23 protein-coding genes and 1 pseudogene are annotated in these 25,343 nt (G+C 57.8%); 12 read left to right on the top strand and 12 right to left on the bottom strand.

Annotated features, from left to right (window positions below; translation table 11 throughout):
- Positions 1-336: 336 nt before the first annotated feature.
- The 3 genes from ASD07_RS28105 to ASD07_RS28115 are packed head-to-tail and all read left to right on the top strand — an operon-like array spanning position 337 to position 3,343.
- The gene (locus ASD07_RS28105) at positions 337-693 is read left to right on the top strand and encodes a cytochrome c5 family protein (RefSeq protein WP_200953870.1); all 357 of its coding nucleotides are present in this window, start codon (positions 337-339) and stop codon (positions 691-693) included.
- Entirely contained in the window at positions 690-2,057 is a 1,368-nt protein-coding gene (locus ASD07_RS28110) for a D-arabinono-1,4-lactone oxidase (protein WP_055938630.1), read from the top strand. The genes ASD07_RS28105 and ASD07_RS28110 overlap by 4 nt, the downstream gene beginning before the upstream one ends.
- Positions 2,054-3,343: an alanine racemase gene (locus ASD07_RS28115; RefSeq protein ID WP_229207320.1), complete on the top strand. Its 1,290-nt coding sequence runs from the start codon at positions 2,054-2,056 to the stop codon at positions 3,341-3,343. The genes ASD07_RS28110 and ASD07_RS28115 overlap by 4 nt, the downstream gene beginning before the upstream one ends.
- Positions 3,344-3,488: 145 nt before the next feature.
- Here the strand turns inward: ASD07_RS28115 and ASD07_RS28120 are convergent, their stop codons facing one another.
- The 8 genes from ASD07_RS28120 to ASD07_RS28155 all read right to left on the bottom strand — a co-directional run bounded on the left by ASD07_RS28120 (position 3,489) and on the right by ASD07_RS28155 (position 13,158).
- Positions 3,489-3,746, bottom strand: coding sequence for a PAAR domain-containing protein (locus ASD07_RS28120; RefSeq protein WP_055938633.1), 258 nt, complete (start codon positions 3,744-3,746; stop codon positions 3,489-3,491).
- Complete coding sequence (locus ASD07_RS28125; protein WP_082507614.1) at positions 3,743-4,852, bottom strand: DUF6708 domain-containing protein; 1,110 nt, start codon at positions 4,850-4,852, stop codon at positions 3,743-3,745. The genes ASD07_RS28120 and ASD07_RS28125 overlap by 4 nt, the downstream gene beginning before the upstream one ends.
- A 292-nt stretch (positions 4,853-5,144) precedes the next feature.
- The gene (locus tag ASD07_RS28130; protein WP_055939550.1) at positions 5,145-6,254 is read right to left on the bottom strand and encodes a DUF6708 domain-containing protein; all 1,110 of its coding nucleotides are present in this window, start codon (positions 6,252-6,254) and stop codon (positions 5,145-5,147) included.
- A gap of 1 nt (position 6,255) precedes the next feature.
- Positions 6,256-8,715, bottom strand: coding sequence for a T6SS effector BTH_I2691 family protein (locus ASD07_RS28135; protein WP_156398215.1), 2,460 nt, complete (start codon positions 8,713-8,715; stop codon positions 6,256-6,258).
- Positions 8,716-8,747: 32 nt separating this feature from the next.
- Positions 8,748-9,599, bottom strand: coding sequence for a hypothetical protein (locus ASD07_RS28140; protein ID WP_055938642.1), 852 nt, complete (start codon positions 9,597-9,599; stop codon positions 8,748-8,750).
- A 2-nt stretch (positions 9,600-9,601) separates the two neighbouring features.
- Positions 9,602-12,196, bottom strand: a complete 2,595-nt coding sequence (locus ASD07_RS28145; protein ID WP_055938645.1) for a type VI secretion system Vgr family protein — start codon at positions 12,194-12,196, stop codon at positions 9,602-9,604.
- A 120-nt stretch (positions 12,197-12,316) separates the two neighbouring features.
- Positions 12,317-12,832, bottom strand: a complete 516-nt coding sequence (locus tag ASD07_RS28150) for a type II toxin-antitoxin system YhaV family toxin (protein ID WP_055938648.1) — start codon at positions 12,830-12,832, stop codon at positions 12,317-12,319.
- Positions 12,829-13,158 (bottom strand): type II toxin-antitoxin system PrlF family antitoxin, encoded by a 330-nt coding sequence (locus tag ASD07_RS28155; RefSeq protein WP_055939552.1) that lies wholly within the window; start codon positions 13,156-13,158, stop codon positions 12,829-12,831. Before ASD07_RS28155 ends, ASD07_RS28150 begins: the two co-directional genes overlap by 4 nt.
- 200 nt (positions 13,159-13,358) lie before the next feature.
- Here ASD07_RS28155 and ASD07_RS28160 point away from each other — a divergent pair, with 200 nt between their 5' ends.
- Genes ASD07_RS28160 through ASD07_RS28185 form a run of 6 tightly spaced genes read left to right on the top strand, consistent with a single transcriptional unit; the run spans position 13,359 to position 20,555 of the window.
- Positions 13,359-13,610, top strand: a complete 252-nt coding sequence (locus tag ASD07_RS28160) for a type II toxin-antitoxin system CcdA family antitoxin (protein ID WP_055939555.1) — start codon at positions 13,359-13,361, stop codon at positions 13,608-13,610.
- Positions 13,595-13,927, top strand: a complete 333-nt coding sequence (locus tag ASD07_RS28165) for a CcdB family protein (protein WP_200953871.1) — start codon at positions 13,595-13,597, stop codon at positions 13,925-13,927. Before ASD07_RS28160 ends, ASD07_RS28165 begins: the two co-directional genes overlap by 16 nt.
- A 9-nt stretch (positions 13,928-13,936) precedes the next feature.
- The gene (locus ASD07_RS28170; protein ID WP_055938653.1) at positions 13,937-15,418 is read left to right on the top strand and encodes a DUF3375 domain-containing protein; all 1,482 of its coding nucleotides are present in this window, start codon (positions 13,937-13,939) and stop codon (positions 15,416-15,418) included.
- Positions 15,384-16,067: a DUF4194 domain-containing protein gene (locus tag ASD07_RS28175; RefSeq protein ID WP_055938656.1), complete on the top strand. Its 684-nt coding sequence runs from the start codon at positions 15,384-15,386 to the stop codon at positions 16,065-16,067. The genes ASD07_RS28170 and ASD07_RS28175 overlap by 35 nt, the downstream gene beginning before the upstream one ends.
- Positions 16,064-19,411 (top strand): ATP-binding protein, encoded by a 3,348-nt coding sequence (locus tag ASD07_RS28180; RefSeq protein ID WP_055938658.1) that lies wholly within the window; start codon positions 16,064-16,066, stop codon positions 19,409-19,411. The genes ASD07_RS28175 and ASD07_RS28180 overlap by 4 nt, the downstream gene beginning before the upstream one ends.
- Positions 19,395-20,555, top strand: a complete 1,161-nt coding sequence (locus ASD07_RS28185) for a DUF3322 domain-containing protein (RefSeq protein ID WP_055938662.1) — start codon at positions 19,395-19,397, stop codon at positions 20,553-20,555. The genes ASD07_RS28180 and ASD07_RS28185 overlap by 17 nt, the downstream gene beginning before the upstream one ends.
- Here ASD07_RS28185 and ASD07_RS31935 read toward each other — a convergent pair whose 3' ends face one another.
- Entirely contained in the window at positions 20,556-20,990 is a 435-nt protein-coding gene (locus tag ASD07_RS31935; RefSeq protein ID WP_057246353.1) for a HipA domain-containing protein, read from the bottom strand.
- On the opposite strand from ASD07_RS31935, the gene ASD07_RS31940 reads away from it, so the two are divergent.
- Complete coding sequence (locus tag ASD07_RS31940; protein WP_229207321.1) at positions 20,989-21,141, top strand: hypothetical protein; 153 nt, start codon at positions 20,989-20,991, stop codon at positions 21,139-21,141. The genes ASD07_RS31935 and ASD07_RS31940 overlap by 2 nt on opposite strands.
- 49 nt (positions 21,142-21,190) lie before the next feature.
- On the opposite strand, the pseudogene ASD07_RS31945 reads toward ASD07_RS31940, so the two are convergent.
- Both ASD07_RS31945 and ASD07_RS28195 read right to left on the bottom strand, forming a co-directional pair.
- Positions 21,191-21,361: pseudogene (locus ASD07_RS31945) on the bottom strand (type II toxin-antitoxin system HipA family toxin); the annotation flags it as partial.
- An 8-nt stretch (positions 21,362-21,369) separates the two neighbouring features.
- The gene (locus ASD07_RS28195; RefSeq protein WP_373922109.1) at positions 21,370-21,642 is read right to left on the bottom strand and encodes a helix-turn-helix domain-containing protein; all 273 of its coding nucleotides are present in this window, start codon (positions 21,640-21,642) and stop codon (positions 21,370-21,372) included.
- Positions 21,643-21,876: 234 nt separating this feature from the next.
- On the opposite strand from ASD07_RS28195, the gene ASD07_RS28200 reads away from it, so the two are divergent.
- Positions 21,877-23,886: a neutral/alkaline ceramidase gene (locus ASD07_RS28200; RefSeq protein WP_055938672.1), complete on the top strand. Its 2,010-nt coding sequence runs from the start codon at positions 21,877-21,879 to the stop codon at positions 23,884-23,886.
- Here the strand turns inward: ASD07_RS28200 and ASD07_RS28205 are convergent.
- Entirely contained in the window at positions 23,873-24,211 is a 339-nt protein-coding gene (locus ASD07_RS28205; protein WP_162246607.1) for a hypothetical protein, read from the bottom strand. The genes ASD07_RS28200 and ASD07_RS28205 overlap by 14 nt on opposite strands.
- Positions 24,212-24,344: 133 nt before the next feature.
- On the opposite strand from ASD07_RS28205, the gene ASD07_RS28210 reads away from it, so the two are divergent.
- Positions 24,345-25,343, top strand: a complete 999-nt coding sequence (locus ASD07_RS28210) for a tetratricopeptide repeat protein (protein ID WP_055938678.1) — start codon at positions 24,345-24,347, stop codon at positions 25,341-25,343.

A 25,343-nucleotide genomic window follows, 5' to 3' on the forward strand; every position in this document is an offset into this window, starting at 1 on the left:
TCCTGCGGAAGCTGCGGCTTCTTTTGGCCTTGATCGCAGCCCAGGCAATGCCGCCGCCGATTCCGGTGGCGTGGACTTGGCGCCGACTCCAGCCCAGGCATTGCTGAATAACGATTTATTCAGACCGGACTAAAAAACAAAATCAATGAGCCAAAACTTTATCAGGCCTACACGCGGGAAATTGTCTTCATGGATTAAGGCGCTGGCCAGCACAGCCCTTGGTTAACGGGCGTTAAATTTTGGCATTCTGTTCACTTTGAAACAGAAAAACGTTGTTTTTTCTAAAGTTCGTCGTTATCCTCATTCGACGTTGTTCCACTTGAAGAAGGGGAGTCGATGCGAGCGTTGTTGGGCGTGGTGATGGTGCTGGCGGGCCTCAGTGCCTGCTCTGCCGCCAAACAGGAACCGGCTACGGCCGACCTGCAATGGGCCGAGACTTCCCGGCCAGTCGATGCGCGACTGGCGGAGCGCTACGAGCGCTCTTGCGCCGTGTGCCATGCGCGGAACGGCAGCGGAGCGCCGCTGGCGGGCTTTGCGCCGCACTGGAAGCCGCGCCTTGACAAAGGCATCAATCAACTAGTCCAGCATGCGAGCGATGGCTTTAACGCCATGCCTGCCATGGGCCAATGCAATGACTGCAGCGCAGGCGACTTACGCGCGTTGACGCTCTTTATGGCAAGGAGCGGAACATGAAACAGCGACGCCTTTTCCTGAAAGCCGGCGCCATGGCTGCGGCGGCTGGCTTGCTCGCCGGTCGCGCCCAAGCTGAGCTGGCACTACCTAGCCCCTTCCGCTGGAAGAACTGGTCGGAAGTGCAGCAATGCCAGGCGCAGGCGCTGGCCACTCCTGCCGACGAACAGGCGCTGGCCGACTTGCTGCGCAATGCCGGCGGTACGGTGCGCTGCGTTGGTGCCGGCCATTCCTTCACTCCCCTGGTGCCCACCAACGGCACGATCGTTTCGCTGGAACGCTTGTCCGGTGTGCTGTCGCATGACAAGGCCGCCATGACGGCCACGCTACGCGCCGGCACGCGCCTGGCTGCAATTTCGCGCCAGCTGGATGGCGTTGGTTTGGCCTTGCGCAACCTGCCGGATATCGACATGCAGTCGCTGGCGGGCGCAATCAGTACAGGCACGCACGGCACGGGCGCGAACCTGCAGGCCATGCATGCGGATGTAATGTCGCTGCGCCTGGTTACGCCGCAGGGCGAGGTGGTAGAGTGGGACCAGGAGCGTCATCCGGAGCAAATGGCCGCAGCTCGCGTCTCCCTCGGCAGCCTGGGTGTGATTACGCAGGCGACCGTGCGGGTGGTGCCCTCCTTCAGCCTGCACCGCAAGGTTTGGCTACGCCCTGTGGGTCAAATGATGGAACAGGCCGCCGAGCTGGCGCGCAAGCATAGGCACTTTGAGTTCTACTACCTGCCCTTCACCGGTTATGCGGCAGGCATTGCGCATGATGACTATCAGGGCAGCGATGTGCTGGTGCCGCATTCGCAAGACGAGGAAATGCTAAGCGACTTGCGCAAGCTGCGCGACTGGCTGGGCAAGTTCCCGGACATGCGGCGCTGGGCGGCGGGCAAGTTGATCGATGAAGACCTCACGGAGGAAGCGAAGAACCGCTCGTGGAAACTGCTTTCCACAGTGCGGCCAACGCGCTTCAACGAAACGGAATACCACGTGCCGCGCGAGGCGGGCATTGCCTGCGTTAAGGAGATCATCGCGGCGCTGGAGAAGCGCAACGAAGTCTACTTCCCCATGGAGTTCCGCTTCGTGAAGGCAGATGATGCCTGGCTCAGTCCTTTCCACATGCGCGATAGCTGCTCCATCGCCGTGCACGCAGCGCATGGCGAGGCGCATGATTACCTGGTGACCGAACTGGGGCCGATCTTCCGCAAGCATGGCGGCCGGCCGCATTGGGGCAAGCTGCATAACCTCACGGCGAAGGAGTTGGCAACGCTATATCCGCGCTGGAAGGACTTCCTGGCGCTGCGTCAGCAGATGGACCCGCAAGGGCGCATGCTGAATCCGCATCTGCGTTCCATGTTCGGGGTGGCATGATGGTGGCGCTGAAACGTCGTGCCGTACTCACTGCCATTGGTGCCGGGCTGGTTGGTGCTGCGGCGCTGGCCGTTCGTCCGCGCGACAAAGGGGCACCGCATGCAGAGTACTTTTCGCGAACGTCGAAGGCTTTGCGTGCGGCGGGTATCGCCACACCCACCATGGTGATCGACCGCGATCGCCTGCTGGCCAACGCGCGCCAGGTCATGCGCAATGTGGATGGGCGCTTGCCTTTGCGGCTGGTGGCAAAGTCCCTACCCTGCCTGCCCTTGCTGGACTTGCTGATGCAAACCATGCAAACGCGCCGGCTAATGGTGTTCAACCTGCCCTACCTGCAGCAGCTTGCTGCGCAGCGTGGCGATGTGGATCTGTTGTTAGGCAAGCCTTTACCAGCAGCCGCGGCGGCGGAGTTCTATCGCAGCTTCCAAGGTGGGCAGTTCAATCCTCGGAAACAGTTGCAGTGGTTGGCGGATACGCCGGAGCGCCTGGCACAGTATCGCGATCTGGCGAAGGCACAGCAACTCGATATGCGCGTAAGCCTGGAGATTGATGTAGGGCTGCATCGCGGTGGTGTCGATAGCGTACAGGTGCTGCAACAGATGCTGGCAATCCTCAAGGAGGAACCGCGCTTGCAGTGGAGTGGGATGATGGGCTACGACGCGCACGTGTCCAAGCTGCCATTGGCGAGCCTGCGCGAGAAGGCACTCACGCACGCCAAGGAAATCTATCGTGACTACGCAGGGATGGCGACGCAAGCAATGCGGCCCAATGGCAGCCTGGAAGGGCTGGTGTTCAATGCTGGTGGCTCACCTACTTATCGCATGCACGACAGCAGCGGCGCGGCGAACGAAGTTGCGCTGGGGTCGGCGCTGGTCAAGCCGAGTGACTTCGATGCGGATTTGTTGAAGGACTTGGCACCTGCGGCATTCATCGCTACGCCGGTGCTGAAGGCTGGGCGGCATTTCCAGATGCCGCGCGGTGTGGAGGCGCTGGGCGATGCGGCGCGGACTTGGGATGTGAACCAGGAACGGGTCTACTTCGTCTACGGCGGCAACTGGATGGCTGATCCAGTGTCACCGGAAGGCCTGGCACCTAGTGGCCTGTACGGGAATTCGTCGAACCAGCAGGCTTTGCTGGGGTCTGGCACACAGCAATTGCAGGTCGATGATTTTGTGTTCTTGCGGCCGCGGCAAAGCGAGTCGGTGCTACAGCAATTTGGCGATATCGTTGTGATGGAGGGTGGAAACGTTACGGTGCGCTGGCCCGTAATGCCTGCTATGCCCTGATTCCATGTTTCGACTTACCCTTTGAAGTTAGCTTTCTTCCCAGACCTTCGCTCAGCACAAAGCACAGCCAAAGAACTGCGGTTTGTATATCAAACTCTAAAAGGGCTCACTCGCGCAATGAACATGGTCGGCATCAGAGCCCCATTCAAATTGACGAGACAAGCTTTGCGCCACAGCCTGTCCGGTGCCCATCATAGGCAACTTCCTTGCCATTATGGGTTCGCTCGCTGTGGCTTACCTTGATGGGGAAGGTACCCTTACACTGAGGGCAGAACGTCATGTCGCCGTCAACGGCTACTGGTTTCCCCAGCACCTTGAAATCGCTTGTGGCACTAATGACTTTTCCACCGTGTGAAGTCTGATCGCCCAAGCGAATGATGCCGCGGCCTTTGCTGTCTTTCATATCGCCCCACAACGATAGGATGCTTCATAGTTCAGCGGAGAAGTATCCTCGGCCCAGAGTTCTGCATTTCTTGATTCGCTTTTTCCAGACCAACCAATGATTTCCATTCTCGGGAAATGGGGGTATTCGTTTCGACGTTTGGCATGCACCGTTGCAGCCCATCCGATTGGCGTTGTTCCTGTTGGCTGCGCATGAATTTCGCCAGCGTCCAGGGAACAGAGGCGCTCCACATTGGCCGGCCAGATTGGCGCACGGCACGTTGACAGTGAAAGTATGCGAAAAAATGTTAGCCCCAGGAAGGCTGGCATAAAAATGGTTCGGAAAACAATGCCAGCGGAGTGATCGATCTCATATACGCAATGCAGAAAAGACTCGCGGATGTCTTCCTTCTCTGACAAGTAGAGCATTGGCGAAGGCAGGTTTTCAGGACCATCGTTCATATAGGTGCAGTAGTAGTTCCACTGTGCTAATAGGTACTCCAGTCCCAAATCGCCAAGCCAGTCCTTACCAATGGCAAACGCGCGTTCTACCAAACCTGCTTCGTCGAGTACGTAACCCATGATCTGATAATTGTTGAAGCCGTTCATCTTCCCCTTGTGAACGCAAAAAATCGTCCTGTCAGACCAAGGAACTTCCCAACAGATGTCACCTGCACCAGGCTTTGCTAAGAAGCGGCGACGGCGAATCAGGAACAACTTTTTCTCCTGTCGATGGAAGCGAATCGTGCGACGTGTGAGTGAAAAGAACTCATCTCGCCCAACATGAAATGTCAGATATCCGAATCCAAGTGCCGCTGGTAGAAAAATTGCAAATATCTGGATCGAACCGGAGATGTCACCGGATGCGAGCCAGTTCTGTAGGACGGGAGTCATCGAGAAGAAGAAAGCAGCTCCCGTACCCATCAGTGCGATGAAGAAGCCGCCAACAGCCCATTGCCTGGAACAGAATGGCTGATCACAGACATCCATATATTTCGAGTTAATTCGAAACACTGTTCCGTCATCCGCACATAACGGGCCGACTTTAATATCAAGCGGAAGCCGATGATTCATATTCCACTCGGGAATCGGGTAACCACGCTTTTGCGGAAAAACTCGTTCATCCATTTCAGCCCCCGACTGAGTCGTTAAATGCTTTCAACTCTTCTTCATTTGATATGTACCTGTCCTGGTCAGCTCCAAAGTGACAACAGCTCAGCCATGTATGAATTTCTGCTTGGCTCAAATAGGGCAATAGCACGGCAAACGCAACTGCAGCCAAAACTTCGCAGTGTGTATTCGGTTGGACTGAGGTCTTGAGGGCCGCCTTCCACCCGAAACGTTCCCGATAATCCTGGGACACCCTATGCCTGTGGCGTCTGATCGTCCAAGCGAATGATGCCGCAGCCTTTACTGTCTTTCATACTGCCCTCGCCGGATAGGGTGCCTCAATGTTCAATGGCGATTCATTTCCCGCCCAAAGTTCTGCATTTCTTGATTCGCCTTGTCCGCACCAATCGGCGATCTCCAGCCGGGGAAAGTGCGGGTACTCATTTCTATGCTTGGCATGCACAGTCGCTGCCCATCCTATCGGAGTGGATCCCGTTGGTTGCGCGTAAATGTCTTTAGCGTCCAAAGAACAAAGACGTTCCACTTCATCCGGCCAGATTGGCGGACGGCACGTTGACAATGAAAGTAGGCGGAAGAACGTTAGCCCCAAGAATGCGGGCATGAAGAGGACTCGAAAGACAATCCCGGCTGAATGATCGATCTCGTAAACGCAATGCAAAAAGGACTCGCGAATGTCCTCTTTCTCGGACAAATAGAGCATTGGGGAAGGCAAGGAGCCCGGACCATCATTCATGTATGCGCAGTAGTAGTTCCACTGCGCCAGTAAGTACTCCAGACCGGTGGATTCAAGCCATTCTTTGCCTATGGCGAAATTACGTTTAATTAAACCTGTTTCATCGAGTACATAGCCTACGATCTGGTAATTATTTAACCCCATCTTCTTTCCTTTGTTAACACAAAAGACGGTTCTGTCAGACCAAGGAACTTCCCAACAAATATCACCCTCGCCGGGCTTTTCAAAGAAGCGGCGGCGGCGAATGAGAAAAATCTTTTTCTCTCTTCTATGGAAGCGAATCGTGCGACGTGTAAGCGAAAAGAACTCGTCACGTCCGGTATAAAATGTGAGATAACCGAACCCGAGCATCATTGGCACAGACACGGAAAGAAGAGTAAGCGAACCGCCTATATGCTGCGGCCCAAGCCGGTCATCCAAGTACGGAAGCATCGAGAAGAATAACCCAACTATACAGCCAAACAAGGCCACGAGCGTAGCTGCACCTATCCACTGCCTCGAACAAAATGGCTGGTCGCTTACATCCATATAAGTCGAATTGATACGGAAAATCGTCCCATCGTCAGCAATCATCGGCCCAACCTTCCCATCAATAGGCAGTCGATGTTTGCTATCCCATTCAGGAACTGGCTGCTCGCACTTGTTGGAGAAAATCCGCTCATCCATCCTAGCCTCCGACCGCTTCATTGAACGATTTCACTTCTTCCTCACCCGAAAGATACCTATCACTCTCCGTACCAAAGAAGCATCGACTTACCCACGTTTGTAGCTCTGCACGATTTAGATATGGCAAGAAGAGAGCAAATACCACCGCTGCCAACAGTGGAAACCACAGCGCCGGAACTGCACCGCAAGCCGCCCAGGTAAGGGCCAAACCAGCGACACCGGACGAAACATAAGTGGCGGTTGTTCCAGTGCGCTTGCTTTGCCAAGCAATCCACGCTTTTTGAAAATCGAAAAGGGCTCCAACTAACCCTGCGATTCCCCCTATTACTCGAGCAACGCCACCGATTTTTCCCCACGTAGCCTGAGTGATCTTCCAATGCTCAAGCAGGTACAGCGAGAGTGGGTGTGTCGCAGATTTCTGCGCAGTCATTGCGACAGATTCAGTTACCGTCGCAATTATGCTGACAGTGGCGCTCCCGGCCTTGACTCTTGTTTCGAACTCGTTGTAGCGGTTGTTGTCATTCAGATCTTTGAAAGCGAAGCCGAGCGCAATCAGTTGGACTATAGACGTCACTATTCCAAGCCTGAACTCACGTGGTGCGGAAGATCCAAGCCACTTCTTTCCTTGCTCTAGTCCGGGGATTTTCACCTGGCGAACGCTATCGGCGTAAATCGCTCCGTCTTGGGCAATAGACTTCATATCAAGTTCAAGTATGCAAAGCGTTGATGCTTCATTTCGAAGCTTGACTCCGGTCTTTGCTGCATCGAACGCTGCCGCTCTTGCTTGCTGCCTGGTTTGCCACAAGGGCTTTGAGGCATTGCGCACAGACAGAGTGATCCAGTCCCATAATTCTCGCTTGGTTTTTTTCGTCGCCACAATAACTACGCGACCGGTAAGACTAAGTCCTGCCATCACCAGATTTCGAGCCACATAGGAGGTTGAGGTTTGCACCGCCTCTATCAACACATTGGCAACTGTCAGAATAAGGCTCTCGACCAGTTTTCCCTCTTCGGTCTTCGATACCTTTTCAATTGCCCTCTTATAGAGATTAAGAATTCCCTCTGTCGGGAAGTCGCTGCTCTTAAGATGAGGCGTGGCGGCATTTATCAGCTCGGCCTGATTAAACAGCAATGCTTTCCCTAGCAAGTTCTTGCTGTCCTTGACGCTTTCTGCACTGAGCCATGCGTGCAAGAGTTTCTTGCACTGCGTGGTATTGGCGCCGTGCCCGATGCATTGGGCAAGGGATTCGCGATACGCAAAGCCGCTTCGAATATCTTCGTCGTCGTGCACAGCCTGCATCCAGTTAAGCAACTGGTCAGACACCAGCCATGCGCAATGCAACTCGGCCATCCGCGCGGCCCTTGATTCGAAGTTCTTCAGTGCAGTGGCGTATTTTGAAGAGAACTCCTTCATTCGAGCCGAATCCAGTAAAGGCTTTCCATCTACGATCAGCCCCTCCCACGCGCCATCTTCTTCCACTTGGATGGCTTTCTCGCGCTCAGCATCATTGGGGTGGAAAACACGCCGCTCAGGCTTAGGCAGGGCACCGCCACGAACAACCATCATTTCCACCTTCGGCTGCACACCTGTGACATGCTTTTCCTCGGCCTTGCTCCGCGCGTCACTACGCACACCCGACTCCAGCGAGTCGAGCAAATTCAAGCAGATAGCACCACGGTGGGCAGTTTCATCGAAGCCGGCCGACGCGATTGGTAAAGTCAGCTCACTAAAATCGTTCGCCATGCCTACTGGGTCGTCCAGCGCAACTACGAATGCGTCCCCGGCGAAGCTGCTCTCGCCAAGAATTTTTTCGAAGTGCTTGCGCATAACATGCCGGGTCTCCTCTGCATTGGTCGGCGCGCCGCTGAATCCGAAAGCGCCCTTCAATCTCTTGGCATTTACGGCAAAGTGCGGAATGCTGTTTGCCGCTGCAGGGAACTTGCCCGCGTGTGCAACATCCCCCTTTAACATTGAAGGAACGTCGACACATTTCATGTGTCCCTTGCGCCAGGAAGCGTCCCCGGCGATGGCTTTTAGCCGCCCCGGCCAGAAGATATTGGACCAGCCCAACCAGATGCGGCCTGCGGGTTCGGACTCGGAATGATCAATCGAGCAGCACGCAGAAACTACCGTTCGTATCGAGGGGAGGCATGCTTGAGAACCATCCGTAGGTTGCAGCACGGGGTCAAAGTCTTCGTCGACCGGCGACAGCGAGCCATTCGGCAGGACCACATACATTTTTAACCGCCCCCTCTTCTCATCATAGACGTAGAAATATCCTGATCGGAGGCTTCGCAGTGTGTATTTGGCTGGACTGATGTCTTGAGGGCCGCCTTCGACCCGAAACGTTCCTGATAACCCTGGTACGCCCGATGCGCCAGCCGGACAGGCGACGGCGTAGCGCACGGGGTAAATCAATATGCCCTTGCGGTCACAATAGCTACAAGTCTTTTTGGCCATGGGTTACCTCGTATAGGCAGTGAGTAGTGGACCTAGTGCGTCAGGCGCTTCAGCTCATCCTCATCAACCAGCGCTCGAAACTCCGGCCAGTTCATCTGTCCATTGGCCAGCTTCTCGCGCGGACCATCGAGCAAGCGGTGATGCTTGAACGCTTCCCCGAACAGAACCAGCAATCGAGCATATTCAGCTTGCTGTACTGGCTCGCCCAACCTGAACCTTGTTGCTGCTTCTCTCATGCCGATGACAATGGCTTGCTGCATGGCTGGAAGGTCTTTTGGCTCAAGAACTCTCCTCGCGCAAATCTCCCGATGGACGCGACGTATGAGCTCGCTGCTTGAGAACGTCGCCCACTGGTCAGGTGTTGGCCACGCCTGATCTGCTCTGTCAAAACTGCGTGAACGATCTTGAGTTCCATCGGTTTTCCACCAGTGCCCAGACCACGGCATTACCCAACGTTGAATGCCATGAAAAAGTGCTTCGTACTGTGTGGATGCCAAAACGTTGAATGCTAAAGACAGCACCCGCGGATCGTAGTATCGCCAGATCATCCGAAGACCTCCAGAAGACCCGACAAGAGGTGCGGCCACCAGCGCAGCAAGATCCTCCCCGCTCCGTTCGCTCGATATCCAAGCGTTAACGTAAGGGGGCCTGGTTTGCGCAAGTTCGGTAGCGCAGAGATCCAGTAGCAATTCTCCATCGGCCTCTGAGATCGTCTGAAGGTCAATCAGCCGGGGCATCAAGTGTTCGATCTTTTCCATGCCGAAGGGGACACAGGGCTTTCCAATGAGGCACCCATCATCAATGAAGTGTGGCCGGTTGGATGGCTCGAGCAGTACAAATCCCTGCGTCGGAAGCTTCGGCCATTCCCCTTCATAAAGTTTCATCGTTAGCCCCCACTCAAAGAATAGGATGCATGCCCGGATTGTGCGGCGCTTCCCGCCTGCTGCTCGCAAGCACTCGCGCCAGGAAAGTCAGCCGTCATAGACTCTCCGTTCATCGTTTGATGGTCGGCGGCATGCATTTCGCTTTTCCCCGACGTGTAACCTTTGATCCCATCCGAATTCAATACAAGCTCACTTCCGCCCCCGTGCAATCTGATTCCTTGCTTTGCCTTCAAATTGATCCAGTCAGCAGTGCTGATTATCTCGACGACCTTTCTTGCGACAATTTCGACCTCGTCGAGATTGGATCTCAATTCAACCTTTCCCATCGCGGCGACCACCTTGGCTCCGCCCCGATTGGAAAAAAGCCGAATACCTTGGGCAGACCGAAGATAGGTGGTTCCTGCCGATGAAAGTCGCGTTGTGGTGTTGCTGCATATGTCCACATCTGTCGCTGCACCGATCACCATTGGTCCGCCGCTGGTCGTCGCCACGCCAGACGGGCCATGGATGGCTGTGAGTTGTGATCCTTGTCTATCCCACTGGGCAAGCGAGTCTTCCAACTGCTGCAATTCGCTGCATGCATCTTCTTCATTCGCGTACTGCTTGGCCAGCTTAGATAGCTGCTCCGCTATGCGCCTGGTCCCGGTTACGAGTTCCATGAATCCAGAACGTTGCAGCATCTTGCTCTCGTCACCTCCATTGACTTCGCTTGTGATCAGCACACCTTCCATTCCTCGGATTACAGTACTTAGTTCACTCCGAAGCTCGGCTCCCTCGCCACGCGGCCTGCCTGCGCCGCTTTCACGATCCGTGGTCAGGTACCCCAGGTTGAGTTGCGCTTGTCCATGGTCGCTCGCCAGTTGCACACCTATTTCGCCCGTCGTATCGTCGAATCGAAGCTGGTTCGATCGACCGGCCCCGATTTCCCGGCTTCGAATACCGGACAGATAGCGGCTCCCCGGCAGTCCGCCTCCTCGGCTTAGTGCAGGAGGTTGCCCTACCTGGTTGTAAGTTTGGGCGACGAGAACAGGCTTATCTGGGTCGCCCCCAAGGAATGCAACCAGCACTTCGCTGCCTACACGTGGAAGCTGCAAGCTGCCGCATTGATTTGTGCTTCCCGGCCCATTACCTGCCCAGCTACTGGCAACCCGCACCCAGGCAGAGTCGTAGTCTCTTTCGGCTGCACCAGCACCTTGTGCGTGCTCGTGGTCTTTCGTTCGCGTAGTACGAAAGTGGACTTTCACGCGGCCCAACTCGTCGCAATGCACTTCCTCGCCATCTGGTCCAACGACAATACCGCTTTGCATAGGGACGTTGGGCATGTCCACTTGCGCGTCGTAGGCGGGGACAATAGGAATACCGCGGCGAACAGCAGTGAAGCCCACTTTCACGCGCATTGGCGATAACTCGATGTTTGCGCCTGGCATCCATCGGCTACGAAAAAACAAATGTTCGACCCGCGCAGCAAGGTCTTTGGAAAGGTTGTTTGATACGTCCACTTGCAGCGCGCTGATGACGAACTCGCGTTCTCCGATAGCGTGTACGTCAATTTCTGGATGTCCCTCGAGTTCAAAGTGTTCGCCAACACAGAAGTCACGCACGCTGCCTTCACCGTGAAAGCATTTTGATTCAAGGTCATGGCGGTTCATGGCCAGCTGGCCAAGCTGGCAAAGGTCATCATGGTCATCGCCCGCATGCGGCGAAAGAACGAGGTAGTCATCCAGCGTTGCGGACATCTCGTTGCCGTTTGGTCCTTGGTCCACCCGGCCGTCGAGCCTCGTGGTCATGAATTCCGAATCTTGCGGATTCTTGTAGTTCCAGCTGAAGCGCGACACGCTTCCCGGCTGCAGGGTGCGAACAGCGCACCACGATGTAATCGTGTCGCGCTCTTCGGTTGCGGCGTCGCGGTGGTAGCGCACAATGCCTGCGGCGTTTGGCGGCAGCGTATCAGCGTTGTCGAACAAGACCATCGTGTGCGATGGGCAATCCGATTGGTCGGCGCGGAAGTACCATGCGATGCCACGTCGTTTGAGCAGGCGGCGAATGAAGGCGGCATCGGATTCGTTGTACTGCATGGTGAACTCGCGCTGCGGATAGGCGTCAATGCGGAACGATTCATCCATCTCATAGCGGAAGCAGGTTCCGATGATGGGATTAGTCTGCAGCCATTCGTCCAGGATCACCCGCACGATCTCCACTTCGTTCTTGTTGCGGAAGACGCGGGTGTTGTTGCGCTTTTCCATGATGGATAGCGCATCGCGCAGCACCAACTGGTAGCTGGCCAGGCCGCCATCGCTGTCGCCGGCGCTGGCCTCGGTGACAATGCCGCATACGCTGCGCAGGTCGCCGCGGTCAGTCACGATGTCGACTGCAACAGGAAGGGCGATCAGTTCTTTCAGCGGGATGAAGGCGTCGAGGGAGACACACAGGATGCGGTACTCAATGCTGCCGCAGATTGACTCGTTGCCCTGGACGCGTTGTGGCAGCAGCACGTCTTCCAGCATTTGCGTCGGGTGAGCCAGACGCAGGCGCAAGGGTCGGTTTTCTGTGACCAGGTCCTTGTCTTGCTGGAAGAAGCTGAGTAGTGCATTGTCCACTTTAGGCTCCCATCGTCTGGTTGACGCAGGTGCCTATGGTTACACGCGTAAAATTTGTCGACGTTGATCTTCAGCAAATCGAATGCGGGCGAAGCTAAATATCGCTGGCTTTGATATGGCTCAATCTTGCCAAGTTCTTTTCGAGATAGCGAACTTTTGCAATCGCTGCGCTTCGCGAGTCGCTTCAGCCAGTAGCTCGGCCCAATCGCCCGGAGGATGACCGCCCTGAAGCATCTTCCGGAAGACCCGATACGCATCGTCACCGCCTTCATAGGCGCGCTTTGAGTGCTCGTCATTCACCCACGCAAAAACGATCACTTTGCTGGAAGCATGGAACCGGAAGAAGAGGCGATACTGCTGGAAGAATTTGACGCGGAACCAGTGCTTGTGTTCTTCGCCGAGCGTACTTCCCTGCCGATATTCAGGGCGAGTCGGATCTTGAGGGATAACGTCAAACGCAAGCTTGGTGATTGCCGCAAGCCGTTTGCTTGGGTTCTTTGTTACGTACCCTTTTGGATCCTTCTGCTTAAGCGCTTCAACCTGCTGGACCAGTGCCTCGAGTTGGGCAAGAAATAGCGGATGGGCATAGATTGTCCAACCATGACGCCGCAGTGGAATGGGCGTTGTTCCGCTCATTCATCTTCTTCCGGCAGCGGCGTGTCCATGTCAAATTCAACACCTTCGGTAAGTTCCTTCAGGCGCTCGACAAGCTGCGCATCGATCGCCTTTAGTTGCTCCGGAGAGTTCGCAATGTCCTGAGCCAGAAAGCGCAGGAAATGGCTCAAAACAGGGTCTTCGGCCTCTGGGCCTTCCACGCGGGTGAGCAGCACTTCGCCATTGGCAGTAATCGTGTACCGGATCTTGTCTTTTTTCCCCAGTCGCAACGCGCGGCGTACCGTTTCCGGAACGGTGGTCTGATACCGGTCAGTCAGTGTAGATTCGGCTTTAAGGAAGGTAGGCATGATTCGTGGCGCCTGATGATGAACATCCATGGTAATGCGATTGCATTACCAAGTCAATTTACGAGGCATTCGTCAGATGAAACGTATGCACAAATGTCAACATCTTGGCAATTGTTAAAAAGAAACCGGCAAATGCGTCAACAGACCGTGGGCGTATAATGCGCATTAACATCCTCATGCCTGATACGCATTGGAGCCGTATGAAGCCAGCACAATCCCTTCCCAAGCTGCCAAGCAAAAAGGCGACTAACATCACCCTGTCCATGGACGTCTATCAGGCAGCCAAGAGTCTGGGTATCAACATTTCGCAAGTCTGTGAACAGCGCTTGCGGGAAGAGATCCAGGCCCGCAGGGAACAGCAATGGAATGAGGAGCATGCCAGCTTTCTCGACGCCTATAACAACCGGGTAATCGAGGAAGGGGTCGCCCTGCAGGAATGGCGAGCATTCTGATGGCGCGCTTTGACATCTACGTCAATCCGGGGCGGAACCATCGCAATATCCCATACCTGGTCGATGTGCAGAGCAATGTCATTAGCGGATTGGCGACAAGGATCGTGGTGCCATTGCGTCCATTGGCTGGATTTTCTTCATCTGCGCTGCCGCCAGACCTGTTCCCTATCATCCAGATCGATGGCGGAGACTACGTGCTGGACACTCCGCAATTGGGCGCCATTCCCTTGGCAGAGCTTAAGAGCAGGGTGGCGTCAGCACGTGACAGTCAGTTTGTTATCCAGGCCGCGCTGGACAGGGTCTTCGGCGCGTACTGAAGAGACAAAATGAAACCGGACAAACCATTAGCCGCCTATCGGCAAATGCGCCAGCAGCCTTTATGGCGGCTTTTGGCGGCCGCCAACGGGCCGACTGTCATCGCCCTGCTGCAAGCACATTTATACGAAAGTGAACGCAGCCTGCCTGCATCCATCTTCCACGAGCGCATTGAGCGCGAACTTGAACGCCTGCGCAATCTTGGTGAGGAGTGGCCGCAAACCGCGCAGCAATATGCCGCTTCCTGGTTGGGGGATGGCTACCTCGAACGTCGTTTCCCGCCCGGCTCGAAAGAAGAAGAGTACGAGCTTGCGACGTCTACCGTCGAAGCAATCCGCTTCATTTCAAGCCTGGCAAAACCACATAGCGCCGCCACGGAGAGCCGGCTAGGGCTGGTGATAGACGCGCTCTCCAAGCTGTCCGACGATACCGACACCGACAAGGGCCGTCGAATTGCACGCCTGCGCGCTGAGCAGGCACGCATCGAGCGCGAAATTGCCGATATCGAACAAGGCAAGGCAATCATCCTTCCGGAAGCGGCGGCGCTGGAACGCACGCGCGAGATCATTGCGCTGGCAGATAACCTGGCGGGCGACTTCCGCCGGGTGCGAGACCAGTTCGAGCAATTGAACCGCGACCTGCGCGAACGCATCATGGACAATGAAGGCAGCCGGGGCGAAGTACTGGATTCGCTGTTTGCCGGCATTGACCTGATCAGCGAGAGCGAAGCGGGCCGCACCTTCTCGGCCTTCTGGCGCCTGTTGACCGATCCCGTGCAGTCCTCCACCCTGGAGGATGCATTGGACCAGTTAATGTCGCGCGAATTTGTCGCTGCGCTGAATCCAGCCGAGCGTCAATTCTTGCTGCGCCTCACGCGTACGCTACTGGAGCAAGGCGGCATCGTCCACGAAGTGCTGCAATCCTTCGCCCGCAGCCTGAAGCACTTCGTACAAAGCCGGGAATTCATGGAGCAGCGCCGCCTGACCCAGTTACTTCGCTCCGCCCAGCGTTCGGCCCTGGCATTGAAGGAAGAGGTCAAGGCGACGGATACCCTCAACTACACGCTGGAGCTGACCAGCAGCAAGCTGTCCTCATTGTCGCAGTGGCTGCTGCACGATCCCGCACTGCAGGCACTGCCGGACCGGATGGGCGAGGCTGCCGCAGTCCCGATCGACCTTGCCGCTATCGGCGAACTGGTCGCCCAGTCGGAAATCGACTTCCGCTCGCTGGCAGTCAATGTCCAGGCGGTGCTGGCAACGCATTCCCAGTGTTCCGTCGCCGACGTGCTGTACGCGTTCCCCGCCGCCCAGGGGCTGGGCAGCGTGATCGGCCTGATGTCGCTGGGCAGCCGCTATGGCATGGTGGCCCAGTCCAGCGAGACCGTTACCTGGCTTGGCAACGACAACGTGCAACGCAAAGCTACAATACCGGCTATCTACTTCTTCAAGGATCAACAGGATGGACTTGCCCGAACAGGCGGCAGCGCAGGCTGACGTTGCGCCGGCGCCGACCGTTCTCTTCATGAACGATACCGGTGAGCTGCCGCTGGATACGCGCCGGGTGCTGGTGCAGCTGCTATCAGGACCTTCGCTTGAAGGGCGCCGCCATCCCAAGCTGTGGCCTGTGCTGCTGCGCGACGAGACAGTGGTGCAACGCCGCTTGCACGACCTGTTCCTGGACCTGGTGATCGACCGCGACCTGCAGGTGGCCTTTACACGCCAAGTGGATGCCGGCGACCTGGATATACCAATCCTGTTGCGCCGCGCCCAATTGACGTTCATCGACTCCGTGCTGGTGTTGTTCCTGCGCCAGCGACTGACCCAGGCCGAAGCGCACGGCGACCGCGCCGTAGTAGCGCGTGATGAGATGGTGGAGAACCTGGTGCTTTACGAACGCGCAGCCAGCACCGACCGTGCCGGCTTCACCAAACGTATCTCCGCCTCCATCGAGAAGATGAAGAAGCACAATATCCTGCAGAAGATCCGCGCCAGCGAGGACCGCTTTGAGATCTCACCTACGTTGAAGCTCCTGTTCACCGCTGAGGAGATTGTAGCGCTGACGGCCCTGTATGATGCGATGGCCGCTGGCGAATCACCTGAACTGGAGCGCCAGCCGCTGGATGATGGCGAGGACGAGGAATGAACGACCAGTTCCGCATGGCGCGCCTGCAGGTATTCAACTGGGGCACCTTCAGTGGTTTGCACGATATTCCGATCAGCGAGCGCGGTTTCCTGATCGTCGGCCCGTCCGGCGCAGGCAAATCGACCTTGCTGGATGCGTTTTCCGCACTGCTGGTGCCGCCGCGCTGGATCGATTTCAACGCCGCGGCGCGCGAGGCCGACCGCACTGGGCGCGATCGCAACCTGGTCAGCTACATCCGCGGCGCCTGGTCTGCGCAGAGCGATAGCGCCTCCGGCGTTACGTCCACGCGCTACCTGCGCGGCGGCACCACCACCTGGTCCGCGATTGCCCTGCACTACCACAACAGCAACGGGCAGGATGTAGTGTTGCTCCAGCTGTTCTGGCTGCGTGGGAACAGCAATGCCAACACCGATGTCAAGCGCATCTTCCTCGTCCTGGAGCGCCCGTTCGACCTGCGGGAACTGCAGGACTTTGGCAGCACCAATTTCGATATCCGCAAGCTGAAGCAAACCCTCCCGGACGCCCACATCAAGGATGAATTCCGGCCCTACTGCGAGCGCTTCTGCCGCTTGCTTGGCATCGAGAGTGAAATGACGCTGCGCCTGCTGCACAAGACGCAGTCGGCCAAGAACGTGGGTGACTTGAATACCTTCCTGCGCGATTTCATGCTGGACAAGCCGGAAACCTTCGAGGTGGCGGACCGCCTGGTCAACGAGTTCGGCGAGCTGAACGCCGCGCACCAGTCTGTCGTTACGGCACGCCGGCAGGTACAAACCCTGGCGCCAGCCCGCGCGCGGCACCAGGAGATGGAGTCACTGCAACTGGAGCGCAACGGTCTGAAGGAGCTGGAAGCTGGACTGAATGGCTACCGCGAACAGATGCGAATGAAGCTGCTGGCCGGGCATATCGAGGCATTGCGCATCGACGTTGAAGGCATGTCCGGCCGTGTCCAGCAGTTGCGCAATTCCCAGGACAACCGCGAACTCGCCTTGCGCGACCTGGAGCTGCAACGCAGTGCCGCCGGCGGCGACCGCATCGAGCAGCTGGAAATCGAACGCCGCCTGGTGGAAGAGCAACGCATCGGGCGGATGGCCAAGAGAAAGCAGGCCGTCGATGCCTGCACTGCACTCGAATGGACTTTTGCGGGCTCGCCGGATGGCTTCGCGCTGCTGGCCGGCCAGGCCCGGCGGGAACTCGAGGAATGGCAGCAGAGCGCCACCGGTGAAGACCAGTTGCTGGAGCTGGGACGCGCCCGCGATGACGTGAAGCGCAAGCGTGAGGAAGTACTTCAGGAACTCCAGTCATTGCGGCGCCAGCCAAGCAGCATCCCGGCACATATGCTTGAAATGCGCCGGCAGCTGGCAGCCGCGCTGGGCTTGGGTCACGACGCCCTGCCCTTTGCCGGTGAGCTGATGGAGGTCAAGCCGGAGGAGGCACAGTGGCGTGGCGCCATCGAACGCGTGTTGCACGGCTTCGCGCTGTCCATCCTCGTCGACGAGGAACATTACGCAGCCTTGGCCAACCACGTCAACGAGGCCAGCCTGGGCCAGAAGCTGGTGTATTTCCGTACCGGCCGCGCCGAACAGTCACAGGCGCGGGCGCTGCGGGCAAGTTCGCTGGTCACCAAACTGAATGTAAAAAGCGGCCGCTTTGCAGACTGGCTGCAGGCCGATTTGCGGCAACGATTTGACTACGAGTGCGTGGAGTCGATGCGCGCTTTCCGCGCCGCGCCGGAACGGGCGCTGACGCGCGAAGGACAGGTCAAGCACAATCGTGCACGCCATGAGAAGGACGACAGGAATAGCGTCAACGACAGGCGGTATTGGGTCCTTGGTTTCGATAACCGCGAGAAGCTAAGCCTGTACGAACAGCAGGACCAGGAACTCCGCCAGCAACATGAGTCGCTGGAAATCCAGCTGTCAGCCCTTGGCAAGCAGCGGCGCGAGGCCGGCGCACGCGTGCTGCAATGCCATACCCTCGCCAACCTCCAATGGCATGAGATCGAAGTCGAGCCCCTAGTCCTGCGCATCGGCGCAATCGAACGCCAGCTTGCGGCCATCCGCGACGGCAACGCCAACCTGCAGGCGATCGACGATCGCCTGCGCCAGCAGCGCGAGCTGGTGAAGCAGGCGGCGGCGGCACTGGAGGAAGAGAAGGTGTCGCTGCTGGCGCGGCAGCGCGAGATCGATCTGCATGAAAAGCAGCTTGCCGCGGCACAGCAGGATCCTTCCATCGTCCGCCCGACGCCCTACCAGCAACAGGGCCTGGACGAGCGCTATCTTCGCCTGCCGCAACCGCTGGTATTGAAGGACGTCGACCATGCGGACCGGGTAGTTCGCAAGGGCATTTCAGACGACATCCTGAAGCTTAGCGAGCATATCGGCGATTGCGGCAAGTTTATCGAAGCCCAGTTCTCAGCGTTCATCAGCAACTGGCGTGCCGATTCCGATGGCCTGGATGCCGCGCTGGCAGCTGCACCGGACTTCTTCACCAAACTGACGCGGCTTGAGACCGATGGCTTGCCGGCCCACGAACAGCGCTTCTTCGACTTGTTGCGCAACCAGAGTCACCAGAACCTGGCAGCCTTGAACACCTACCTGAGTGATGCGCGCAAGGCGATTCTGGCACGCATGGAGGTGGTGAACGAGAGCTTGCGGCAGGTGCCGTTCAACCGCAACGAGGAACGTACAACCTACCTGCAGATACAGCCGAAAGACCGGCAACTGCCGGACGTGCGCCAGTTCAAGCAGGACATTCTCGATGCGCTCAGCCACGCGTGGCATGACGATCCGGAAGCGGCGGAAGCAAGGTTCATCGAACTGCGCCGCCTGGTGGACCGCCTCTCCAGCCAGGATGCCGAACAGCGGCGCTGGCGCGAATCCGTCCTGGATGTTCGCCTGCACGTCGAATTCATCGGCAGGGAGTACGACGAACATGGCGTCGAACAGGATGTGCTCGAGAGCGGCGCTGGCAAATCCGGCGGCCAGCGCCAGAAGCTGGCGACTACTGTTCTCGCAGCTGCGCTGCGCTACCAGCTTGGCGGCAGTGAAAGCGGCGTGCCAGTCTACGCGCCGGTGGTGCTGGATGAAGCCTTTGACAAGGCAGACAACGAGTTCACCGCGCTGGCCATGAATATCTTTGCCAATTTTGGATTCCAGATGATCGTTGCCACGCCGTTAAAGTCTGTAATGACCCTGGAACCCTTCATTGGCGGCGCCTGTTTTGTCGCGATTCGCGACCGGCGTGAGTCCGGAATACTGCTGATTGAATACGATGAAGAACAACGGAGGCTGAAACTGGCCTCCGACGTACGCGCAGAGGCCTCCCTTGAAGCAGCCGGATGATGTTCGCACGCTGCTGAAAAAACGCTTCGCAGGCAAACACCGCGAATGGCTGGTTGCCGGTGATCCTTCGCAGCAGTGGCCGCTGGTGATTCCACTTGGGCCTCCAAGCGAGGCTGAGGCTTTGAAGCAGGTCGACGCTGTGCGCGACTGGGCCTCCGTCTGGCGCAATTGGAGCGGCGAAGGCGATGTTAAGTGGGTGGAGCGCCGCTGGCGCCTGCTCGGCACTCAACGCCTGCCAGAGGCCTTGCATCTGGACGGCCCACGTGCGGTTTGCGCGTGGATTGGCGAGCTTGATCGCTGGCGCATTGCCGAACGCCGTTTCCAGGACTTGTGCCAGCGCTGGCCGCAACTGGCGCTGACTGCCTCCCGCCTGTTCAATGTGCTGGCCGATTTTGAAGATGCCGACTTTCAGCGCCTGCTGCTTGCGCTGGATTGGCTGGAGGCGAATCCTCGCTCCGGCCTCTATCCTCGGCAGCTGCCGATAGCGGGCCTGGATACCAAATGGATCGAGCCGCGCAAAGGCCTGCTTGCAAAGTTATTGGCTGGCATACGTAAGCTGGACGGCAACGGGGAGGATTTCCATAGCCTGAGCGGATTGGAGTCTCTGCCTGCCGTCGTGCAGGTGCGGCTTCTCGACCCTGTTTTGCGTGCCAGGTGCGGCGGCTTGCGTGATTTCAGCGCGCCCGTTGAACAGTTGGCCGGCATGTCACTGGAACCAACAACCGTGCTGGTTGTGGAAAACCTGCAGTCGGGATTGGCTTTGCCCGACATGCCAGGCACCATCGCCTTGATCGCGCTGGGATATAACGTTGACGTACTATCGCGCATTCCATGGATCAGCGGCTGCAGGGGCATCTACTGGGGCGACATCGACACGCACGGCTACGCGATCCTTCATCGCGCACGCTGTCACCTGCCGCAACTGCAATCGCTGTTGATGGACGAAGCGACCTTGCTGCAGTTTTCTTCGCTGTGGACCAAGGAGGCAGATCAATGCGCCGCGGAAGACTTGCCGCTCTTGCAGCCTGCGGAACGCATTGTCTACCAGGGATTGCGGGATCATCGCTGGGGGCACTGCCTAAGGCTGGAGCAGGAACGCATCTCGTGGCAGCTGGTCCTTCTGGCACTGGGTATTCCGCGCTGATCACAGCATGTCCGGCGAAATACGGCTTGCCTCCTCAGCCAATGTTGCTAACCGATCTGACTGGGACAGGGCAAACTCCGCAATCTTATCCACCAGCACCTGCTCCCCCGGCAGATAAGACTGGCTGCTCGTCGCGGCCATAGCATGCTTCCGCACGCCTTCCCGCATACGGCGGCACTCACGCACCAGCAGTTGCCGGTCAATTGCGCAGCGCTGGGCAAAGTCGGCCAATGAGAACGCTTTGATCTGATCGAGGTTGAACTCGTCGCCGAACGCCATGGCCAGGTCGTGCGAGAACTGCGGGTATTGCACGACGCCCACCAGGTCATACCAAGGCGCTGCTTGCAGGCCTGACCGGTGCACGAGGAAGGAAAAATTCTTCCCATGGGCGTCGCTATTCCCAATCACAAGCTGGAAGAGCGTCCAGCGCAGCATGGCAAGCCTGTCAACCGCTTTGCGGGGTGGCATGTTCAAGCAAGCCGAAGAGCTTGGGCAGGCTGACGCCATCACGATACAGCGCGGCCTCGCCAACGTTGCCGATATTGCGTTTGTATTTGTACGCGGCTGGCAGGTCGCTGGCTCTTAGCGACCCCTTGGGCTGATGCCACGATGTCCAGCGCCCGCCCCTCCGGCAGGAGGTTTTCGATGAACCGGCGGATCGAAGCCGAACCGCATTCCGCATCCAGCGGCAGTGCCGGCGAAAGTGCAAACGCCTGCCGGTCCGCCGACCATTCATCCGCATAACGCAAGGACCATGATTCGTTGAGCGGCTGGTAGCCAATATCGGCAACATGGCGCTTATGCAGCCATAAGCTTAGCTGGTGATTGGGCTGGTTCCTGTAGCCTCTTCGCCGCCAAGCCGGCCTTGAGGTAGGTGTTGAAGAAGCTCGTGGTCTTTTGGTGTGATGACAAGGGCCAGGCCAAGACCGTCCAGAACTGCCAGGAGCTTGTCGGTGCGAATGCCGCCTGCACCGTTTTCGAGCCGTGATAGCAGGTCCACCGAGACACCGATCAGCGCCGCAGCATCATCAATGCGTAATCCTTGTAGCTTGCGGTGCGCTCGCACTTGTCCGCCAATGTCGGCCATCTCGCTTACGACCTGCACTGTTGGTAACGCTGTGGGGTATTTTCGGCTCATATTTCGGAATTTCAGAAAATCCAATGTGAGCGCTCAGTATATTCCACAAATTTCTGATATTCCGAAACTAGCGGCTTCTCGCTTGCTACTGTAGCGTTTTGATCAAAATCATCGGCCAAAATAAAAACACTGTTATTCTCCCAGTTCGTCGTTTTTCAAACAGCAGCGGCATAGGAGACGGTCATGACGAAGCTCATTCGGTTCGCGCGCCTGGTTTCTCTGTTGGGCGCAAGCGTGGTTTGTAGTGCGGCATATGCAGATCCTTTCCTCGTCGGGCGCGGCATGTCCGACATCACAGGCGAGGCGGCGGAAGTAGGCATGATGGGATACTGCTCGACCTCGCAGGTGTCGGCGGGCATCCACATGCGGCAGCGGGCGCGGGCTTTCATTGTGGTGGACCAGGCCAGCGGCAAGCGCGTGGTCTTCGTCAACAATGACTTGGGCATGGTGTTCCAGGGTGTGCAGCAAGCGGTGCTGCGGCAGTTGCAGGCGCGCTACGGCAACCTGTACTCGGCGGAGAATGTGATCCTCTCTGCGACCCATACGCATGGCGGGCCGGGTGGCTTTTCCCACTACGCGCTGTACAACTTCACTACCTACGGCTTCAACTCGCGCACCTTCGATGCGATTGTCAGCGGCATTGTAGCGGCGATAGACAAGGCGCATCGCGACCTGAAGCCGGGCAGCATCGCTATCGGCAAGGGCGAGCTGACGGATGCCAGCAATAACCGTTCGAATCCTGCCTACCTGCGTAATCCGCAGGCGGAACGCGATCGCTGGGGGCGCAATATCGATCCGGAGATGACGGTGCTGCGCTTCCGCCAAGGCAGCAATGATGTGGGCGTGATCAGCTGGTTCTCAACGCATGGCGTGTCGATGACGCCGCTGAACCGGCTGATCACACCGGATAACAAGGGCTATGCGGAGTGGCGCTGGGAGCACGACTTGAAGGGCGTGCGCTACAACTCGGATGGCGATTTCGTGGCGGCCTTTGCTCAGTCGAACGCGGGCGACATGACGCCGAACCTGAACCTGGATGGCACCGGGCCCACCGCCAATGAACTGGATAACACGCGCATCATCGGCGAGCGGCAGTTGCAGAAGGCGCTTTCCATCTACAACGGCGCGCTGGAGCCGCTGGCAGGGCCGGTGGATTACCGGCAGCGCTACGTCGATTTTTCGCGCGTGACGGTGGCGGCGCCTTTTGCGGACGGTGTGGCGCGCAGCACTTGCCCGGCCGCCATCGGCAGTGCGTTCGCGGCGGGAACGGAAGATGGGCGCGGGCTCGATGGCTTCAATGAGGGCGACCTGACTGGCAATCCATTCTTCCAGGCGCTGGGCGGCATTATCGCGCCGGCGCCGCAGTGGGTGCGCGACTGCCAGGGCGTCAAGCCGGTGTTGCTGTCGACGGGTACGCAGACGCCCTTCCCCTGGTCGCCGGAGGTGCTGCCGGTTTCCATCGTGCGCATCGGGCAGCTGGCGATCATTGCGGCGCCGGCGGAATTCACCATCATGTCGGGGCGCCGCGTGCGGGACACCGTCCGGGCGGCGTTGGGGAGCGATGTGCGGCACCTGGTGTTTGCCGGATATTCGAATGCCTACTCGGGCTATGTCACCACGCCGGAGGAATACGATGCGCAGCATTACGAAGGCGCTTCCACACACTTCGGCAAGTGGACGCTGGGGGCGTACCAGCAAAGCTTCCATGAGCTGGCGACTGCGCTCAGGCAGGGAACGGCGGTTGGCGGCAGCGCGCCGGTGCGGGATTTGAGCGGCAACCAGATGTCGTTCCAGACCGGTGTGGTGCTGGATAACACGCCGATCTTCAAGAGCTTCGGCGATGTGGTGCAGCAGGCGAATGCAAGCTATTCACGGGGCCAGCGTGTTGAGGTTTCGTTCTGGACCGGGCATCCCAAGAATAACCTGCGGCTTAACGGCACCTTCCTGGAAGTGCAGCGCTGGGATGGTGCGGCATGGCGCGCAGTGGCCGTGGATGGGGACTGGAATACGACTTATCGCTGGGTGCGGATCGATCCGGTGTGGGGTACTTCGCAGGCGGTTATTGGATGGAGCATTCCTGCCGATGCGGCGACCGGACAGTATCGCATTCGGCATTACGGCGATTACAAGAACGGCTGGAATGGCGCCATCTATGGTTTGTCGGGGACCAGCAGGACTTTCACTGTAAACTGAGTTTGCGTTGGCGTAGCCGCATGGCCGGTGGCAGCAGGGCTGCCAGCACGAAGAATGGCAGCGACGTCCAGGTGATGAGGAAGAAGTTGAGGACCAAGTAGTAGTAAGCCCGGTCGGATTGCGAAGCTATCAGGAGCCATGCCAGCAGCACGGCTGCAAACTGCAGGAGTATTGCGTGGTTCAGCATCACCAGCCACCGCTTGGGTGGCTGACGCTGAACCAGCTGCTTCTGCAGCATCACAGCGAAGATGCCCGCTGCCATCACGGTTAGCGGTGCTCTTACGATCTCCAGGATCTGGAGGTATGCCCAGGTGAATTCGGTCACTGAAAGTAAAGTTGTCAAAACCGCAAACGGTAGCAGGGCTTGTGCTTTCCTGCCACACCGTTGATCGTTCTCAAAGCCTGCGACTGCGGCCGCTGCCTACAATCGGGTTCACATCCGATCAGGGGAGCCAGCCATGGAATTCAAGGTATTTGCAGACAAGTCCGGGGCGTTTGTCTTTACCGCGCCAGGCTCGCAAGAAACATCCGATGAATTCGACCGGCTGGTAGAGGCCTTCGAAGATGGGCGGATCCAGCAGAAACGCATGGCCGCCCTCTGCGAATCCATGATCCGCGACTTTCGTCCGCTGCTGCGGCCCTACCATATCCTCGCCACGATCCATTTTTCAAAAGGCAAGCACGCAAAGGCTCTTGATACTGCGGTGCGAGGGATGGCGGCCGTGCACGGCATGATTCCGGACGACTTCGCGGGGCCGTTCCCGTGGCATCACGATGGGAACCGGCCTTACCTGGCATTGTTGAAGACTGTCCTGCTTTGCTACGTTGCCGACAAAAAGTATGACAAGGCTACGGACTGGTGCAAGTTGGTTCAGCGCGCGGATCCCGACGATAGTTGCGGCGTGCGTTTCGTGATCGGGCATGCTTTGCTGCGGGCCGGCGAGCATGATAAGGCGCATGCCTGCTTTAACGAGCATGGAGAAGAATACGCGCCCTACTTCTACGAGCTTGGGATAAGCCTGTTTCAGCAGGAAAGGCTGGTTGAGGCGGCGACTGCTTTCCGGCGCGGCATTGCGATCAATCCGTATATCGCAGAGATGATCTTCTACGGGTATCAGCCGAATCCTTATCCGGTCACACATTTCTGGCCAAATGAAAAGCCTCCGCTGGCCAAGCTGTACCTCGGTTCTTATGGCGCGATCTGGGAGGACGGTGTGGAGGCGCAGCGCTTCCTTTACTGGCTCTTTAACCAGTCAGCTGTCCTGGCGGAGCGGGCAAAGATGATGGCGTGCAGGGAGCAGCGCTCCATTGATCTCCGCGTGCCGCAGCCGGATTGGCAGGTTGCGCAGTATCGGGAACTGCTTACAGCCATTGATGACAAGCTATCGAGCGAGATTATGCGGCGCAGGGCCAATGGAGACGGCGGCATGGAGTGGCCGTGGCAGGTCTATAGCTGA

It is taken from the genome of Duganella sp. Root336D2 (assembly GCF_001425005.1).
Taxonomy (GTDB): Bacteria; Pseudomonadota; Gammaproteobacteria; order Burkholderiales; family Burkholderiaceae_D; genus Rugamonas.